Below are 19081 nucleotides of genomic sequence, written 5' to 3'. Positions count from 1 at the left end.
GAACATGTTCTTAAATCAAGATTTTCTTTTAACAACAGATTTTGCCAAGAAATTATTTCACAACCATGCCGAAAAAATGCCGATTATTGATTACCATTGCCACCTGAACCCGAAGGAAATCTACGAAAATAAAAAATTCAGAGATTTGGCACAAGTGTGGATCAATGAAGGGCATTACGGTGACCATTATAAATGGCGTTTAATGCGCGCAAACGGTGTCCCGGAAAAATATATTACGGGTGATGCTGACCCTTACGAAAAGTTTTTAAAATGGGCGGAAACGATTGAAAAATCAGTGGGCAATCCACTTTATGAATGGACGCATTTGGAGTTGCGGCGTTTCTTTGAAATTGATACGATTTTAAACCGCAAAACGGCACCGGCCATTTGGGAACAGGCAAATCAATTGCTGGCGACAGATGATTTTAAACCACGGAATTTAATTAAAAACAGCAATGTGAAAGTGGTTTGCACAACAGATGACCCGGTGGATGACCTTCAATACCATAAATTGTTACAGGAATCCGAGATGGAAAATGGTTTTAAGGTGCTGCCGGCTTTCCGGCCCGATAAGGTGCTGAACATCCAGAATAAAGAATACGCTGATTATGTCCACAAATTAGCAACTGTTTCAGGCGTTTCAATCCAAAACTTCTCGGATCTCGTTTCGGCTGTTCGAAACCGAATTGAATATTTTCATGAAAGAGGCGGTCGGTTATCCGACCATGCCCTGGATACTTTTACGTATGCAGAGACGGCGCCGCAACAATTGGATATGATTATAAAGAAAGCGTTATCAAAGGAAGACTTGAATCTAAACGAAATCAATCAATATCGTACAGCGCTGTTAATAGAACTTATGCGCATTTATCACGAAAAAGGCTGGGTCATGCAATATCACATCCATGCTTACAGGAACTTAAATGGGCCCATGTTTGAAAAACTGGGGCCTGATACGGGGTATGATGCATTGAATGATCGATGTATTGCAGAATCTTACGGGAAATTATTTGCCCGTGCAGAAAATGAAGATATCATTCCAAAAACGATTCTTTATTCTTTAAACCCGAACGACTGGCTCCCGCTTGTCACAATGATGGGCTGTTTCCAAAAAGATACGGTTCAGAAATTGCAGCTGGGATGCGCCTGGTGGTTTAACGATACAAGAAGCGGGATGCGCAGGCAATTGGAAATGTTTGCAGAAGAAAGCCTCCTGCCAAATTTTGTCGGCATGTTAACCGATTCACGCAGTTTCCTGTCATACCCGCGCCACGAATATTTCCGCAGGGTACTATGCGAGCTATTTGGCGAATGGGCAGAACGGGGACAAATCCCCGAGGATGAAGAACAGATCGGGAAAATCATTGAAGATATTGCTTACCATAATGCTTATCGATATTTTGGTTTTTTTGAGTAATAAGGCTTTTGTATGTTCCGGAATTGGAGGATTTCGCACTTTTTAATAAAAATAGGTGGTGCAGAAACATGGCTGAAAGCGTTGTAAAAACGACCGCGGAAAAGATAATTGATCCGCAGCATGCATCCAAGCGTATTTCGTTAAAAGAAAAAGTGAGTTACGGTTTTGGTGATTTTGGGAATGGTTTTATGTTTGATTTGGGGCAATCTTATTTGACCAATTTCTATACGGATGTCGCAGGCATTAGCGCTGCGGCAGCCGCCGGTGTTTTTTCGATTACAAAAATCTTTGATGCATTTATGGACCCATTAGCCGGATCCATCATTGATTCGAGAACCCCCGGAAAGCGCGGTAAGTTTCGTCCAGTTATGATGGTTTCTTCTGTATTGCTAGCGATTATGACAGTCATTATCTTTATAATGCCGTCCGGTTTATCACCAACGATGAAGATCGTTTACGCATATGCAACATATATGGCTTGGGGTGTTTTGTATTCGTTTACAAATGTGCCATACGGGTCTTTGGCTTCTGTCATGACAAGAAATGTAGATGACCGATCCTTCATGGCTTCTACACGGCAGGCCGGCTCAATTGGCGCCCAATTGGTAACTGGTGTTGCTTTTGTTCCAATTATGCTGTTGTTCTCAAATACAAAAGTAGGTTATGCCGTTACTGCAGCTATTATGGCTTTCATTGGTATATGCGGTTTCTTTATATGCTATATCAATACAAAAGAACATATTCATGCTGAAAATTCACGAAGCAAAGAACGCGAAACGATGAAAGATTATCTTCGGGTCGTATTTACGAACAGGCCGCTGTGGAGCCTGATTTTAATGACATTATTTACAATTTCTGCTATGAATACAAACAACCAAATGATGATTTATTTCTGTAAATACAATCTGAATAACATCGGTTTGCAACCAATTATTAATTTTATCATGATGGGCTGCTCTGTTGCAGGGATTACACTCATCCCATTTTTGGTAAAAAAGTTTGGCAAGAAAAAAACAGCAATTGGCGGGCTTATCATTGGAGTCGTTGCGGACGCATTGAATTTTGTCATTCCAACAAACATTGTAACATTCATTATTTTAGTTACGATCGGGTATGTGGCTTTAGCCATTCCGAACGGTGTTACCTGGGCTTTTGTATCTGATACGATTGACTACGGCCACTGGCATACAGGTGTACGTAAAGAAGGGATTACCTATGCTGCCTTTAACTTCTCGAGAAAAATTGCCCAATCTATTGCAGCATTGGTTTCAGCAGGTATTCTTGCTGCAACGGGATATATTGCGAATGCCCATCAATCATCAACAACATTGCTTGGAATTAAAGGGGCAATGACGATTTATCCGGCTGTCGCTTTACTACTTGCTGCAATTATTATCACCCTTTTATATAATTTGCCTGATGATAAATTTAAACAAATTGCAAATGATTTGGAAAACGGTCGTTGGGAAAAGGGTACATTTATTCAAGGATAAAAAGAAACAGGGGATAGAAAACACAGCAGTTTACTTGGTATAATCATAAAATTTTGATAAGCGGCTGCTTTCTTAAAATTCAAGAAGGCAGCTCTGTTCATTTAGTAATGAGGTTTTATAGGTGTATTTATTGGTTCCATTTAGATCATTTTTCGCTGTGTTTCGACGAATAAGCTGTGAATGCAAGTGTACTATTCTGTCATACTCTGCCGCATGTCGTTTTACAGGGCTTCCTTTTAGGAACGGGAGATCGGGATAAGGAACGGCTGTCATGATTTATCTTTCTATATTGCTCTAAGTTATTGTTGCGTCCAGCATAGCGCGGGAAATGACAGATGATCGTGAATTCGCGGGGCAGATTGTACTGTCGGCATTCAGTTTTTTTTATAATTTCAATTATTAGGAGGCTTTCACATGGATCTAGACGATTTCACCCTTGACTTTTTCAGTTTAAAAGGCAAAGTGGCGGTGGTAACCGGGTCGGCGACAGGGCTTGGGCAGGCATATGCCGTTGCGCTGGCGAAAGCGGGGGCCGATTTGTATTTGCCGGTGCACCGGTCGAGCGGCGAGGAGACGAAGTCTCTCATTGAAAAACAGGGCAGGAAAGCCGTGCTCGTAAAGGCAGATTTGAGCGGGAAAGAAGCAGCAAAGAAAGTGATTGATGGCTGCATTGAAACGTACGGCAAGATTGATATTCTTGTGAACAACGCTGGCATTATTAAACGGGCGCCGCTGTTGGAGTATAAAGATGAAGACTGGGAGAACGTTCTTGATGTGAATTTAAATGGCGTCTACTACTTAAGCCAGGCAGCCGCAAAAGAAATGGCGAAACAAAAAAGCGGGAAAATCATCAATGTTGCTTCTATGCTTTCTTTTCAGGGCGGGAAGTTCGTTCCGTCCTACACGGCCAGCAAGCATGGTGTTGCAGGCCTTACGAAAGCGTTTGCCAATGAATTAAGCACGTTCAATATCCAGGTCAATGCGATTGCCCCAGGATATATTGAGACTGCTAATACTGCCCCGATTCGTGCGGACGAAAACCGGAATGAAGAAATTTTAAGCAGAATACCGGCGGGCAGATGGGGACAACCTTTCGATTTAATGGGCGCCATCATTTTTTTAGCAAGCCCTGCATCTGACTATGTGACCGGCCATATTCTTGCAGTAGACGGTGGCTGGCTCGTGCGGTAAATCAACTTTGATTTATAAAAAATTCACAAGGAGTGATTGAAATGTCCCAAACCATGGAAACAAGATATACCCACAGCCCGGAAGACATCCGGCATTACACTACAGAACAGCTACGGAAAGAGTTTTTAGTGGAAAAGATTTTTGTTCCCGGCGAAATCATGCTGACTTATACCCATAATGATCGGCAGATTTTCGGTGGGGTTACACCGACAAATGAGCCGCTAGAGATCCGGCTTTCAAAAGAACTTGGTGTAGACTACTTTCTGGAAAGAAGGGAACTGGGCGTCATCAATATCGGAGGGCCCGGCAGTATCACGATAGAAGACAAAAAAGACCCGATGAAAAAACAGGACGGCTATTACATAGGAAAAGGGACAAAAGACGTCGTGTTTGAATCGGACGACCCCACTAACCCGGCGAAGTTTTATGTTGTTTCAGTGCCCGCGCATCACAAATATCCAAATGTGAAGATCAGCATTGACCAGATTACGCCGCGTGAAACAGGCGAAGATCTGTCTATGAACAAGCGGAAAATCTATCAATATATTCATCCGAATATTTGCGAGTCCTGCCAGCTGCAAATGGGTTACACTGTGCTTGAACCGGGCAATGCCTGGAACACCATGCCAAGCCATACGCATGATCGGCGTATGGAAACGTATTTGTACTTTGACATGGAACCGGATACACGGGTATTCCATTTTATGGGCAAACCGGATGAAACCAAGCACCTTATCCTATCTTCAGAACAGGCGGTGATTTCCCCGAGTTGGTCGATCCATTGCGGGGTAGCGACGAGCAATTACACGTTCATCTGGGCAATGTGCGGGGAAAATATCACCTATGATGATATGGATTTTGTCCCAATGGAAGAGTTGAAATAGAATGTATAGCAATAAGCTTCTCTTCTCCAAAGAGGAGCTTTCTTTTTTTACAAAAACAATACCGGAATTTCTTGACCAATCGCCATAATCCTCTATAATGAAATTGTAATACAAATAGTAAACTTAATTTCTTATTTAGAAATTATATGGAGGCGAATCAAATGAGCGAGATCATCACTGCCGGTGAGCCGCTTGTGTTGTTTATTGCGGATGAAAAGGGGCCGCTCCATGCTGTCCGGCATTATACCCGTTATATGGCCGGTGCGGATGTGAATGTATCTGTCGGGGTTTCCAGGCTCGGGCACACGGTTTCGTTTTTGACGCAGATTGGGGAAGACCCTTTCGGCGTATATGTGAAAAATTTCTTAAACAATGAGAACATTGATACCACCTATGTTTTTTCAACACCAACATATCCAACGGGTTTCATGTTAAAAGGGCTGTCGGAGATTGGCGATCCGGAAACCGTTTATTTCAGGAAGAACAGTGCTGCTTCTAAACTAACAAAAGAAGCCGTTCGCCAGGTTGATTTTTCAGAAGCAAAGATCCTCCATCTTGGCGGTATTTTGGCGGGATTAAGCGATAGTGGTTACGAGACAACTTTGGCGCTGATTGAAAAAGCACGGAAATACGGCCTTACGATTACGTTTGATCCGAATTTGCGTCCGGTAATTTGGGAATCGGAAGAAAAGATGATGGAACGGACAAATGAAATCGCTTGCCTTTGTGATGTCGTCATGCCAAATGCAAAAGAAGCACAGATTTTAACCGGCGAGCATGAAAAAGAAAAGATGGCGGATTTTTACTTATCCAGAGGTGTGCGGCAAGTGATCATCAATTTAGTGGAAAAAGGTTCGTATTCAAAGAAAAAATTGGAAGATGGTTCATTTGCTGAAGCGGCAGTGCCAAAATATGAAGTGAAACATTTGGTTGACCGCATTGGGGCAGGTGATGGTTTTGTATCCGGCATTCTGGCCGGCATGCTGGAGCATCTTGACGATCAGGCGCTTTTAATGCAGGGCAATGCGATTTGCTCCATCCAGATGCAAAGACTCGGGGACAATGACGGCCTGCCGACGCGGGCAGCATTGGATGCGTTTATGAAATCGGCCGCCTTGATAGCGGCGAGGTAAAAGCCTGGCATTCCTGTTTCCGAAGCCTCATAGAATAGAAATCGTCCGGCATTCTTGTTTTTTCCTAGAGTGCCGGACTTTTTTAACCTTTTGTGTGAAAAATAAAAAAAGTACTTGACCAAAAATGAAAGTGTCTTATAATTTTTAATGTAAACCATAAATTATTTTAGGTTGACATATAAAAAGGGGTGACGGTAGTGGATTGGTCGAAATTGGCAGAAAAGGTGATTGAAGGATATGTGATAAGGGAAGAAGAGGCCAAGGAAATTTTAATGGTTCGTGATCATGAAGTATTGGCACTTGTCCATGGAGCCTATCAGATTCGCCGGCATTTTTATGGAAAAAAGGTAAAGTTGAATTTGATTATTAACGCCAAAAGCGGACTTTGCCCTGAGGATTGCGGCTACTGTGCACAATCGATTAAGGCAGCAACAAAAATCGACCGGTATCCTTTGGTCAACAAACAAACGATTGTGGAAGGGGCAAAGGAAGCGAAAAAGAATAAAATTGGTACATATTGCATTGTGATGAGTGGGCGCAGACCAACCAACCGTGAAGTGGATGCAGTGATTGCGGCAGTTGAGGAAATTAAACGTGATGTGGAACCATTAAAAATTTGTGCCTGTTTGGGACTCGTTACTGAAGAGCAGGCGTTTAAGCTGAAGGCAGCGGGTGTGGACCGATTTAATCACAATATTAATACGAGTGCAAATCACCATCCGAATATTACAACCACACATTGTTATGAAGATAGGGTCAACACCATTGAAAACGTAAAAAAAGCAGGAATCTCCCCGTGTTCCGGTGTGATTTGTGGCATGGGGGAAACGGATCAGGACATAATTGATATGGCATTCGCGCTCAAGGATTTGGACGCTGATTCCATTCCGGTCAACTTTCTGCATCCTGTTAAGGGAACAAAACTTGAAAATATGGACGAATTGACACCGATTCGTTGTTTAAAGATTTTGTCCTTGTTCCGGTTTATCAATCCCACAAAGGAAATTCGGATTGCTGGCGGGCGGGAATATCATTTGCGCTCTTTGCAGAATTTAGGGCTATTTATTGCCAACTCCATTTTTATTGGTAATTATTTAACGACAGAGGGCCAGGACGCAAAAGAAGATTACCAGTTAATTGAAGATCTCGGATTTGAAATAGAAGAAAATCCGTTCGAAACAGAAGGCCAGCAGTTCACTTTGTATCATTCGTAGATACGCTTCACTCTTAAACACCCCTAATTCACGCTTGGCGACCTTTTTTCATAGCAAATGAAAAGCATTCTTTTTTTGGTACTGATCCACTTGCCAAAGGAAAGGAATGCTTTTTAGCTATGGAATGGTAAAAACTGTGGCGCCCCCCAAACCATTCTTTTTATCATTCTCTCGTGATCTCGCGGAAATATTTCAGTCTAAATGGTTTAAATCTCAGTTGCTGCGGATAAATTTCTTCTCTCAATCCAGGCAATTCTCCGTTTTGGAGTGGTTTTTGCAATTTTTTTGATCGATCCCCTTTCAAATAGGCAAAATGTAACCCTGTATAGGTATATAGACTCATTTAGAATGATTGTTCACTATTTTTTTCAAATTCGGGATAAAATTTACGAGATTTATTGATTATAATGGTGTTTGATACATAGAACAAAAGGAGGAGACAGATTGCGAAGATTGATTTTTTTGGGGGGTGCGGGTTTTTTATTGCTGTTTGCGCTAAGTTTTGTGAAGCCTGCTTCAGCCGCCTCGTCTACCATGTATACGTGGACACCGTCGAAGCTTTATAAAACGGCGTCCGGCGCGGCTTACTCCAGAAATGTGAACAGCGGGACAGCGGTAACCGTCTACAGCAAGTCAGGCAAGCGCTATAAGGTGAAAGCAGGTGGGAAAACAGGTTACATTTATGCTGATAACCTGACAAGGAGCAAAGTGAAAAAAGAGGACTATTTTGGTTCGAAAATTTATAAGCAGGCGGCAGGCGGCCCGTATGTTGCTTCCGTACCGGCGGGGAAGATGATGTATATCAAAATGGAAGCAACGAAAAACGGCATGTATCTGGCCCACGTGATCGGAACCGGGTACAGCGGCTATGTTGACAAAACCCATTTTATCAAGCCGGTTGTAAAATATACGTGGATGCCGTCTAAATTATACACATCCGCAACCGGAAATTCGTATAAAAAGACGATTAAAGATGGGCAAAAGGTGTCGGTTTTTAACGGGTCGCACGGCCGTTACCAAGTGAAAGCAGGCAATAGCTCCGGGTATATTTATGCGAACAACTTAACCGGCTTGCTCGCGAAAAAAACGGTCTATGCTTCTTCCAAACTGTATACGTCTTCATCCCATACAAAGTACACGGCTGTTATTAGACCGAATCAGCAGGTGTATGTGAAAGAAAGTAGCCAAAATATGTCCCATATCTGCGTCGTTGGGACGGCCCAAAGCGGTTGGATTTATACGAGCCACTTCACAAAACCTGCACCGGCAGCGGGCGGAACAACAAGCACAACGACGGGAACAAGCCAAACGGGGTCTTCCACAGCGGGCGGGAAAACGACAGGAACGGCAACCGGCAGCACGTCCGGATCTGCGTCCGGCACAACAGGGTCTGCCACAGCAACAAGTGACACAACCACAACGGGCAACACCGGATCGGGTTCTATGTCCGGACCGACCACAGCGGGCAACACTGGATCGGGTTCTGCGTCCGGAACGACCACAACGGGCAACACTGGATCGGGTTCTACGTCCGGAACGACCACAGCGGGCAGTACCGGATCAGCCACTGCATCCGCCACGACGACAAAGGGACTGGATGTCAGCCATTATCAAACTCTGACACAAGAAAGTTTTAACCTTATGAAGAGCCAGGGCTACAATTTTGTCATTCTGAAAGCAACAGAAGGAAGCGGATATACGGATTCGAAGTTTTATACCTATTATAAGTATGCCAGAAACGCCGGCTTGTCGGTCCATGCTTATCATATGATCGGCAATTCCACTACGACTTCTGCACAGCATATTGCAGAAGCCAAGTATTTTTATCAAGTGCTGGCCCAAACAAAGGCGAAAACCGGCTATGCTTTTACGGGCTACGCTTTCGAAGATATAGAACCTACTGGGACAAATAGCATTACAACGACTTGGTGGGCAAATGCGGCCCCGGCTTGTGCTGGCTATTTCTTAAATGAAATGCAGACGCTCGGGCAGGCGAAAGTGGGCATTTATGCCGGCTACTTTAATTGGAAAAGCTATCTTGAGGGCCATACAGATTCTTGGCCTGGCAATACCAAAATCTGGCTGGCACGATATAACATCACGCTCGGTACGAATGCAGACGTTTGGCAGTACACCGAAACCGGAACGATCGATGGCATCACCGGTCATTTTGATCTTGATATCAGCTATGATCCTGATTTTTAAAAGATGTTTTCAAAAAAAAAAAAAAAAACGGCGAGAAACTGCTCTCGCCGTTTTTGGCTTCCATCAGCACCGGAACATCCGGGCAAGCGCGGTATGATCGCAGAAATTTTCCCCGCCCGCTGGTCCAGGCCTCAACAAGCTTCCCGTTTGTTGCCGGGTAAGGTCTTTCGCATCTGCCAACTTTTCTATTGGTCAAGCGCCGGGCTGCCAAACGGCTCAGACGGGGAGATTTTGATCAGGCATCCGCAAATTCGCGGATTTTTTTAGCTGCTTTTCTGCTTGCCCCTCCCGGCAGGACAGTAAGCCCATAGAGTAAAAGCATAAAGAAAGCACATCCAAACAGCCATCTGTACAGGTGCCGGTTTATATGGGGACCGGTAATCTGTTTTGATACGGTAAACGTAAGGTCTGTTTTTGCCATCGGTTTGCCGTTTTGGTAAAATTGGCCGCCCTCGTACAAATCCATCTGCTCAAAATGTCCGCTTGGGCCGTTCGCATGAAGGAACATCCGGGCATGCGCCGGTCCGTAGAGTTGTTCGACCCGGAGTGCATAATGCCTGTTTTCGCCGGGCAAGGATTTTTTCAAAAGAAATGCCGCATAGCCGTTTGTTTTTCGCTTATGGTTTGTAAATTTTCGTTCAAACACCATTTTTTGCCGCCCGCCGCTTTTATGCCATAAAGAAACGCGGTATGCGGCTTTACCGTGGAATCGGGCAGGCATAAAAGCGACCCGGTCGAAAGCTTTGTCTGCGATAAACGTTTGGGTAACGGTATGATGCCGGTCAACAAGCGCAACAGGTTTTCCTCTGGCCGCCTGCTGGTTGACGATATAATCCTCGTATTTTTCGGTTGTCCCTGTGAATGCTTTTTCATTCCATTTGGCGCAAACGGCGAGCAGGACAATAAGGCTTAAAACGAGCAGCCAGTTTCCTGCTGTTTGCAGTTTCCATCTTTTTTGTGCCGGCAGCCATTTTTTTGCTTCCAAGAACTGATGCATCTTTTCAAGACCCCGTGCAGCGCAAAAAATCATCAATGGCGTGAACAGGAGGGAGTAGCGCGGTTCTGCTTCCCAAATAAAAATGAAAAACAAGTAGCTGCCAAATAAGCAAATTTGCATGAGTAATTGAACATCAAATCTTATTTTACGGAAGAACGTTAAGCCCGAAACGGCCAGCAAAAAGAGCGTTGCGATATGAAATACCTGGATGATAAACAACAGCACTTGATTCTGGTCTCCGTAAACATAACGGTATGCGGCGTTGTAATGGTCCATCCGCTGATTGTACTTGGCGTAGGCCTGATCGCCTTGTGAAAATGTGCGGAAGGCTTTTACCGCCCAAAGCTTGAGCAGACCGGATGTACCCCTCGTTTCGATCCGCTGTTTGATCAGTGCATAATCCGCCTGTTTTTTTGCCTGTTGGGTGGGAAGACTTTCTGACAATCTCGTATCCGCGACATTGTATCGGCCTTCATTTGAAAGGCCAAGCGCCAGCCAGTGGGTTACCGGTGCCTTGATGGTCGCGTTTTCCCGGTAGCCGAGATGATGGTAATACGCCTCTGCCCCAAAAGTGACAGGCAAAAAAACAAGCATAATGAACGCTATTCGCAGCACGGTTTGTTTCAGCCGGAGCGTGTAGAGCATGTAGATCAAAAGGGCAGGCAAAAGCAATACCATATTTTCCCTTAATTGGCATCCAACAGCAAGCACTGCACCAAGCAGAAAAAGGTATACCGGGCGCCCCGTACGGCTGTGGCAGTACCAAAAATACACCGCCATGGACGGAAAGGCGATCGCAAGGCTTTCTGTATAAAAATACGGGATATAAAGAAAGAGCGGCAGCCATGTGATTGTGAAAACAAGCAGTAAATTTCCCGTTTTGCGGCCGGATGTTTTCACCGCTAGCAGCCAGAGAAAAAAGATCCCAATATTCAGGAACAAAGCCGCTGCCAGCTTATCAACAATCAAAAACCAGTCCGGATTTCCAAACGCAGCATAACGGTAAAGCAGGTAACGGGCAATGGTAATCGGTACATTGTTCGGGTACAGCTGCAAATAGTACTCATTTCCGAGCAATGTCCCGTGCTTTAATAAATACAAAGCTTCCAGATAAATATGGCCACCATCCACCTTGGGCGGCTGCACCCCGTGAAACAGGATAAGAATCGCCGTTTCAATAGACAAAATAATGGCAAACAAAAAGGCTGCCATTCTTTTCAGCCCTTTGTCTGAAAGCCTTGCAAAAATGCGGCAACAGCCAAGATAAAACAGGATGGCCACTACGGAAAAGAGGAACAGCGCTGCCATCTGCCCCGTTGAAATATTCCATTTTCCATCAAGCAGCACGAAATGCGGGTCATCTTTTTTGGCCCACAGCGGTGCGATAAAGAAACTGCCGATTGTGATAAGAGCGCATGACACCGTAAATATGATACTGAAAAGACTAATGGTTATCTTCTTCACGAACATGGAGGACTCACCTCATGTAATGTTCTTTACGCATAGAATCCATTCTCTGGCGTGTAATGGGTTAGTGGTGCATGAAAACAGTCTTTTTTATCATGCCCCGCCGCCTGCACTTCGTATTCTTGCATAATTTTCCAGGTTTCTCAAGGGACCAGTATAGCGGCTTATTCTGAATAAACCGTGAGAATTCCATGAAAAAACCCGCAGTTTTTCAGCGACCAATGTGGCACGCGGGAAACTGGCGACAAGCCGGCCGGTGATTTACGTGAAAGGTTTTCCGAGCGAAATACCGCGCAGCACGGTTCTATATAAGTTTTTACATCAAGCCTGAGCACCAAATTGCACGATGACTGTTTTTTACAGCAGGCAACAGAACTGCGATATATTCAGAAAAAATTGTCGGTTGATTTCCATCCTTTTGCATGGTCGTTTTAAGGAGGTGAAATGTTGGTCCAAAACGCCCTTAAAAGCCGTGCAGGCGGCTGCTGCTCAAAATACGGCCAATATTGGCAAAATACTTGTTGTAAGACATCCATCCGGTATACAATTCAATTGTTTAAAATCTGCTTTTTTGGTAAAAAACAGAATGAACTTCCCGGCAATTGCGGAAGTCTATTTATTGTAAAAAGAACAGGCTTCCGGAAAAGGAGGAAGACAGCTTGGCTAAAGTGCTCATTTTACCGCTTTTAAAAATGCCGTCCGGCCATCATCAGGTCGCAGAGGCGTTAATGCATAAATTGAAATGTATGGACAGTACCATTGAAATGAAAAAAGTTGATGTGATTTCCTATACGAGCGGGACGCTGGAGAAAATCGTCACGAAAATGTATTTGAAATGGATCCAGAAAGCACCGCGGACATACCAATGGGTGTACAAACATTTTATTTATGCGGATGCCGACCAGACCGCATTAATGAAATTCTATGAACTCTCTTTTATTAAGCAAATGGAAAAACTGATTGCCGAGGAAAATCCGGATCTTGTCATTTGCACGCACAGTTTTCCGTCGATGCTGCTCAGCCGGCTGAAGTCAAAAGGAAAAATTGATGTCCCGGTTATCAATGCATACACTGATTTTTTCGTCAACGGCTTGTGGGGAAAGAAAGAAATTGACATCCATTTTGTGCCGAACCAAACGATCAAAACGACGCTCATCTGTAACGGCGTTCCCGAACAAAACATTTTTGTCACCGGCATTCCGATTCATGAAGCGTTTAAAGAAAGAACGGTTTTGCGCCATACGTCACGAAAAAAAATCTTAATATCCGGTGGCAGCAGCGGCCTCGGCGATCTGTACCGCCTTCTGAAAGCATTGAAACGGGAACAGCCGGGCAGGGCCGATTATTATGTGTTATGCGGAAAAAACGAAAAACTGTATAACAAGCTGAATGGATGGGGGATGAAACATATCATCCCGGTTCCCTATATCCAGTCCAGAAAGGAAATGAGCCGGCTGTACGATGAAGCGGATGCGATCATTACAAAGCCGGGCGGTGTCACGATCAGCGAAGTGATTCAAAAAAAGCTGCCGATTTTTATCCACTCCGTCCTCCCCGGTCAGGAAGAAATCAATCTTGCTTTTTTGAAACAACACGGTCTTGTCTTTGAACTGGACTTCACCAAACCGGTGGAGGAACAGGTGATGGAAATTTTGGAAGACGGGAAGCAACTGGCCCGGTTTTACCGACGGCTGCGCCAATATGGGAGCGAAATCGAACTCAGGGGGAAAGAATTTGATGTATTGATCCGCGGTCTGCTCGGCCGCAAAGCAAACCAAACGCCGGATAAAGTGCTGAAGGACCAGTACTATGTTTCAACCTCTTATTGATTTTTTTGCGGGGCGTCTATGGGGCCGTATTGCTGGAAAGGACTTGTCGTTTTTGTTTCCGGGTACTTTTACCATCTTCCTGCCGTGGAATTCGGGCGCATGTTTCAGGCCGGCCCAACGCTTGCATCGGCTTTTTGCCGCCCGTTTTCCGGCCGGTATGGGGTACTCCTATCCAAATGAGGCGCTAAGCGGATGAAAAAAACTTCCTGATGGCGGAAAGGAAAATATGCCATAATGAACATGGAATGAAATGGGCAAGTGCACCTGCAATTTCCCGGCCGCTTTTGCACATGCCCGGGCAACGACAAAAGATCGCGTTGCTTAAGCAGGGAGTTGAAAATGGTGGAGCAGGATTTAACACAGTTGATCCGGCAGGCAAAAGCAGGAGATACAGATGCGTTTGCCGTGCTGGTGGCCCGGTTTAAAGGGGAGGTGTTCCGGCATGCATATGCCATGACAGGCGACCGGATGGAAGCGGAAGATATCGCCCAGGAAGCATTTGTGAAAGCCTGGTACGCCCTAGATAAACTGGAACATGCCTATGCTTTTGCCTCCTGGATGTCGAAGATCGTCTCTCATTTATGCTATGACCGGCTGAAAAAAATGCGAAAAAAAGTGGATCTTCAGGCGGAAATAGAAGAGGAGCCGCTTAGGAGGCCAACTTCCAATATCGACAACGCCAATTTGAGATTTGACATCCGCAGCGCGATGGAAAAATTGTCGCCGGAACACCGGGCAGCGATCGTATTGCGCGATATCCAGGGCTATTCCTATGAAGAGATCGCAGACATCTTGAACATCCCGCTTGGTACCGTCAAGTCGCGCATCAACACAGCGAGAAATATTTTGAAAAAAGAACTTTCAAGAGGGTGATCACATGGAAACACACGTCCGGGATTTATTGCCGGCCTTCATGGATGATGCGTTAAGTGAAACGGACCGAAAAATGGTTGAAGCCCATCTTGCCCTTTGCCCGGATTGCCGCCGTGAACTGGAAGAACTGGAGACGGTGAAGGCGGAAATCAGCCGTTTTTACCATTCGGTTGATGTGCCGGGAATCCAGTTTGAAAAGGCGGTTCTGGCTAAAATTATGCCGCAGGAAAAAATGGCGATGCATTACCGCGTTTTTGTCTGGTTCTTTGCGGTTTGCTGTGCCGCTTCTGTGCTTTGCGCCTACCCGGTGATGAGAAAACCGTTTTATGTCGGCATGAATATTTTTCAGGCCCTCTGCAATATTCTTTCAAGCGGCTTTCATATTGCGCTTTCCATTCTTTCCGCGCTCCCGGCTTTGTCTGCGGGGATTATGGTGGTGATAGCGGTGATTTTGGCCGTTTGTATCTGGATTTTGTTTGGCCTTCTCACCATGAAGCCGGTGAAGGAGTAGGGGATGGAGAAAAAGATGAAAGCCGCAAAAATATTGATTTGCTTATTGTCCTTGCTCCTGCTTTTTCTGAGCGCAGGGGCGGGTTTCCACCCTGCGTTTGCAAAGGAAAAAAGAATGAGAATCATCATCCACGACCGGCATACGGTCATCCCGAAAAATGAAAAAGTCGAAAATGTCGTTGTGATCGGGAATAACGCGACCGTCAGCGGATATGTCAAAACAGCCGTCATTGTGATCAATGGGAATTTGAATATTCGTAAGTCAGCGGATATCCGCGGCTCTGTATTTGTGCTCGGTGGAAATATCAAACAGCAGCCGGGTGCCCGTGTAACGGAACATGTCGTATCTATCAATATGAACAATAAAACGCTTGACAGTATGATTTTTGCCGCTGTCATGCTTCTTGCCCTCTGGTTTTTCCGGCTTTCCGCAAGCCTACTGTTGATTGTGTGCACTGTTTTGTTCGGCTTAGTCGCGAAAAAACCGTTTTTTTCTGGGATTCGGTCCTTCTACACGCGGCCCGGAAGGATGATCATTACCGGCTGCCTGCTGTCGCTTGTCGTCCTTGCGCTCAGCCTGTTTTTGACGATTACAGTGGTATTAATACCGGTTGTCCTTCTGTTATGCCTTGCTGTTTTTGTATCCCTCCTGGCAGGACTCGTGTTTCTTGGCCGGGAAATCGGTAGCACCTTTGCCGTTTTAAACGGCAGGCAGGAATGGCTGAAACTGTTAACGGGTGTGACGATCCTGATTGCCCTTTGCAGCATCCCGCTCGTCGGGGAAGTCATTTTCCTGATTTTGTTCTGGTACTCGCTCGGGCTTTCGGTCACATGGCTATTTCAAAAATGGAGAAACAGGAAAAAACATGCGGCCGCAAAATAAGGAGCCGCATGTTTTTTTGTGAGTACCCTGTTGCGTTTTTTTTGCCTGTCCTTGTTGAAAAAAAATTCCAAACGGGGTTTTTGTTTCCGAAAAAAGCCTTGCCTGTTTCTTTTTTTCGAAGCAAATTTTTACAGTGTTTTCCATAATTCGTTTAAATGGAAGAGTAGGAAAACAATGACCGCAAATTTTTATCGCCTATAAATGAACTTTTCTTTTACCCTCAAAGTCTATTGTATTGTATCGAAAGAGGCCGCATGAGAAGGAGAAGCGGCGCGTTTTCTGTAAACAGACCGAAAAGCAGGGGGGAAAAGAGAATGGCCAACAAGAAAAAAGACAAAGTGTTGATATTAACAGGCGCTTTTGGGGAAGGGCATTTGCAGGCCGCCCGGGCAATTGAACAGGCGATGAAAATTCGTTCCCCAAAAGCAGACCCGGTTGTCGTCGATTTCATGGAATGGGTCCATCCCACCTTATTCCCGGTCAGCCACTATGTTTATATGAAAGGTATTGAAAAGTTCCCGAATCTTTACGGGTATTTGTACCGTAAAACGTATGGAAGGAATGCCCTGTCAAAAACATTGACCGGCTTATTTTCAACGGGGATGAGAAAGACGCTGCGGATGCTCGAAACGATACGCCCATCCGTTATTGTCAGCACCTATCCTTTTGCGTCTTCTATGATTTCAAAATTAAAGGAATACGGGCTTACGGATATTCCGCTCGTTACCGTCATTACCGACCATACGCACCACAGTTCATGGCTGCACCCGTACACAGATCACTATGTCGTTGGTTCGCATATGTTGCGCCGGCAGTTGATCAGGCTCGGCATTCCCGGCCGAAAAATTTCCTGTACAGGGATCCCGATTAAACCGAGTTTCCTGAAACCGGTGAACAAGCAGGCTTTGTACAAAAAATACGGCCTCGATCCGGCGTTACCGGCCGTGCTTGTCATGGGCGGCGGGGAAGGCCTGTTCGGGGACGGGCTGTTCACGGCTGAAAAACTGGACGCGGTACCTTTCCGCATGCAGCTGTTGATCGTGTGCGGGCATAATGAAAAACTACGCGCCCGCCTGATGGATGATCTGAAAGGGACGAAGCATAAGGTTTTCGTGCTCGGCTATATTGATTATGTGCGTGATTTAATGGCTGTCTCGGACGTGATGATTACGAAACCGGGCGGCGTGACAACAGCGGAAGCATTGGCCATGGAACTGCCGATGATTTTATACAAAGCGCTGCCGGGCCAGGAAGAAGATAACGCAGCCTTTTTAACACAAGCGGGCGCAGCAGTTGAGGCAGCAGATGAAGGCACGTTAATCCGGTGTTTAGCCCGCCTGAATGAAAACAGGGCACAGCTTGCGAAGATGAAAAGAAACACGCTATCGATTCAAAACAGAGAGGCCGCTTTTCGGGTGCTTTCCGTTATTGACCAGGCGAAATATGCACGGCTCATTCATGCGTCTGATCCGGAAATGCCGGATACCGCGCACGGAAAGTATGCAAGGATGCGAAAAAAGGCTTTGCTTGTGCATCACCCGCATGAATCTTTGGATGAAAGGAGCGGCACGGTTTGGAAGTCATCATCTGGGTATTGATTTTATTCATTCTCATATATGCTATTATTCCATATGTTTTAGCGGCCAAACTCGGTTTTTGGGTATGTTGGAAAGGAAAAAAAGATGCGGAGATTGCGCTCACCTTTGATGACGGGCCGGACCCGGTCTATACGCCGGTACTGCTTGATCTTTTAAAGCGGGAAAGAATTAAGGCCACTTTCTTTCTCGTCGGGGAAAGGGCGGCCCGGTATCCGGAACTCGTTTTGCGCATGTCGCGTGAAGGGCATTGTATCGGCCTTCATAATTATAAGCACCAGTGCAACTGGCTGATCAGCCCTTGGAAAAATGCGCGCACGCTTGAGCAGTCGGCACGGATTATTGAAAACATCACCGGCGAGAGACCGGTTTTTTACCGCCCGCCGTGGGGAATGATGCATCTGCTGGACTTTTTTCTGCACAAGCAGTTCCGCATGGTGCACTGGTCGAAAATGTTCCGCGATTGGAAGAGAAAAGGCGGTTCGAAAAAGGTTTCAAACGGCCTGATCACCCGGGTGGAAAGCGGCGATGTGATTTTGCTGCATGATTGCGGCGTCACGCCGGGCGCAGATGAGGATGCCCCGCAGTATACAATTGAAGGTTTGCGGGTTGCGATTCCGGCATTAAAAGCGCGCGGCTTCCGGTTCGTGCGGATGGACGAGATGTTTGACAAACATTTTTCTATCAAAACCAGCCATAGAAGAAAGGAAATAGAGCCATGAATGAGAACGCCAGATTGTTTTTTATGGTCCACAACTTGTCAGGGCATGAAAAATTACTGGATGACATCATGATTTTTTTTACACAGGATGCCTTGCCGCTTTTTGCCGCTGTTTTATTGATTGTGTGGTTTTTAGGCAATGATAAAATGAAAAACATGGTGCTTTATGCCGGCATTGCCGGTGTTGCCGCTTTGCTGGTCAATTATGTGATTACGCTTGTTTATTATGAACCGCGGCCATTTGTCACGTATCATACCAGCATTTTAATTCCGCATGCGGCCGACGACTCATTTCCGAGCGACCATGCGACAGGCACGTTTGCCATGGCTTTCGCCTTATGGGTGCGGAACCGGAAACTCGGATTAGCGATGATGCTCTGTGCCGTTTTGACCGGCATTTCCCGTGTATGGGTCGGGCACCATTATCCGGGGGATATTGCGGCAAGCATTATTGTTGCCTTGTTCACAGTATGGACCATCCAAAAAATGAAAGGGTTGTTTGACCCGGCTTTTAGCATGCTGATCGGCTGGTATCATGACATATGGGCGAAAATTACAAAAAAAGGATATAAATGAACGAGCAAAATCAATCGAAAAGAGGGCGGGACACCATCTAGCACTGTGCCCTGTCACTCTAAATCAATTTAAAAGACGTTGAGGCACAAATCG

15 protein-coding genes are annotated in these 19081 nt (G+C 45.4%); 14 read left to right on the top strand and 1 reads right to left on the bottom strand.

The features are described from left to right. Nucleotides 1–4: 4 nt before the first annotated feature. From uxaC to NST70_RS12095, 7 genes are all read left to right on the top strand, one after another. Nucleotides 5–1417, top strand: a complete 1413-nt coding sequence (gene uxaC / locus NST70_RS12125) for a glucuronate isomerase (protein WP_342475179.1) — start codon at nt 5–7, stop codon at nt 1415–1417. Nucleotides 1418–1485: 68 nt separating this feature from the next. Then, nucleotides 1486–2910, top strand: a complete 1425-nt coding sequence (locus NST70_RS12120; protein ID WP_014097496.1) for a glycoside-pentoside-hexuronide (GPH):cation symporter — start codon at nt 1486–1488, stop codon at nt 2908–2910. Between the two features lie 414 nt (nt 2911–3324). Further along, nucleotides 3325–4101, top strand: a complete 777-nt coding sequence (gene kduD, locus NST70_RS12115) for a 2-dehydro-3-deoxy-D-gluconate 5-dehydrogenase KduD (protein ID WP_014097497.1) — start codon at nt 3325–3327, stop codon at nt 4099–4101. A gap of 53 nt (nt 4102–4154) precedes the next feature. Further along, nucleotides 4155–4985: a 5-dehydro-4-deoxy-D-glucuronate isomerase gene (kduI, locus tag NST70_RS12110; RefSeq protein ID WP_026104668.1), complete on the top strand. Its 831-nt coding sequence runs from the start codon at nt 4155–4157 to the stop codon at nt 4983–4985. A gap of 161 nt (nt 4986–5146) precedes the next feature. After that, a complete protein-coding gene (locus tag NST70_RS12105) occupies nt 5147–6118 on the top strand; it encodes a sugar kinase (protein ID WP_110134126.1) in 972 nt (323 codons plus the stop codon). 197 nt (nt 6119–6315) lie between these two features. Continuing rightward, the gene (gene bioB / locus NST70_RS12100; protein WP_342475177.1) at nt 6316–7332 is read left to right on the top strand and encodes a biotin synthase BioB; all 1017 of its coding nucleotides are present in this window, start codon (nt 6316–6318) and stop codon (nt 7330–7332) included. 444 nt (nt 7333–7776) lie between these two features. Then, nucleotides 7777–9537, top strand: a complete 1761-nt coding sequence (locus NST70_RS12095; protein ID WP_342475176.1) for a glycoside hydrolase family 25 protein — start codon at nt 7777–7779, stop codon at nt 9535–9537. 235 nt (nt 9538–9772) lie between these two features. On the opposite strand, the gene NST70_RS12090 is transcribed toward NST70_RS12095, so the two are convergent. Further along, nucleotides 9773–12004: a glycosyltransferase family 39 protein gene (locus tag NST70_RS12090; RefSeq protein ID WP_179234554.1), complete on the bottom strand. Its 2232-nt coding sequence runs from the start codon at nt 12002–12004 to the stop codon at nt 9773–9775. A gap of 656 nt (nt 12005–12660) precedes the next feature. Between NST70_RS12090 and NST70_RS12085 the strand changes: the two genes are divergently transcribed. The 7 genes from NST70_RS12085 to NST70_RS12055 all read left to right on the top strand — a co-directional run bounded on the left by NST70_RS12085 (nt 12661) and on the right by NST70_RS12055 (nt 18988). Next, nucleotides 12661–13830 (top strand): glycosyltransferase, encoded by a 1170-nt coding sequence (locus tag NST70_RS12085; protein WP_104851532.1) that lies wholly within the window; start codon nt 12661–12663, stop codon nt 13828–13830. Between the two features lie 339 nt (nt 13831–14169). Beyond that, the gene (locus NST70_RS12080; RefSeq protein WP_014097504.1) at nt 14170–14703 is read left to right on the top strand and encodes a sigma-70 family RNA polymerase sigma factor; all 534 of its coding nucleotides are present in this window, start codon (nt 14170–14172) and stop codon (nt 14701–14703) included. Nucleotides 14704–14707: 4 nt separating this feature from the next. Beyond that, nucleotides 14708–15214, top strand: coding sequence for a zf-HC2 domain-containing protein (locus tag NST70_RS12075; RefSeq protein WP_035190393.1), 507 nt, complete (start codon nt 14708–14710; stop codon nt 15212–15214). Nucleotides 15215–15217: 3 nt separating this feature from the next. Continuing rightward, entirely contained in the window at nt 15218–16096 is an 879-nt protein-coding gene (locus NST70_RS12070) for a hypothetical protein (protein WP_035190395.1), read from the top strand. Between the two features lie 314 nt (nt 16097–16410). Further along, a complete protein-coding gene (locus NST70_RS12065; protein ID WP_035190398.1) occupies nt 16411–17694 on the top strand; it encodes a glycosyltransferase in 1284 nt (427 codons plus the stop codon). Then, nucleotides 17670–18413: a polysaccharide deacetylase family protein gene (locus NST70_RS12060; RefSeq protein WP_014097507.1), complete on the top strand. Its 744-nt coding sequence runs from the start codon at nt 17670–17672 to the stop codon at nt 18411–18413. Before NST70_RS12065 ends, NST70_RS12060 begins: the two co-directional genes overlap by 25 nt. Beyond that, a complete protein-coding gene (locus NST70_RS12055) occupies nt 18410–18988 on the top strand; it encodes an undecaprenyl-diphosphatase (RefSeq protein ID WP_035184119.1) in 579 nt (192 codons plus the stop codon). Before NST70_RS12060 ends, NST70_RS12055 begins: the two co-directional genes overlap by 4 nt. The last annotated feature ends 93 nt before the right edge of the window (nt 18989–19081 follow it).

It is taken from the genome of Weizmannia sp. FSL K6-0777 (assembly GCF_038593185.1).
Classification (GTDB): Bacteria; Bacillota; Bacilli; order Bacillales; family Bacillaceae_C; genus Weizmannia; species Weizmannia faecalis.
This window is presented reverse-complemented; position numbering and strand designations above follow the sequence as displayed.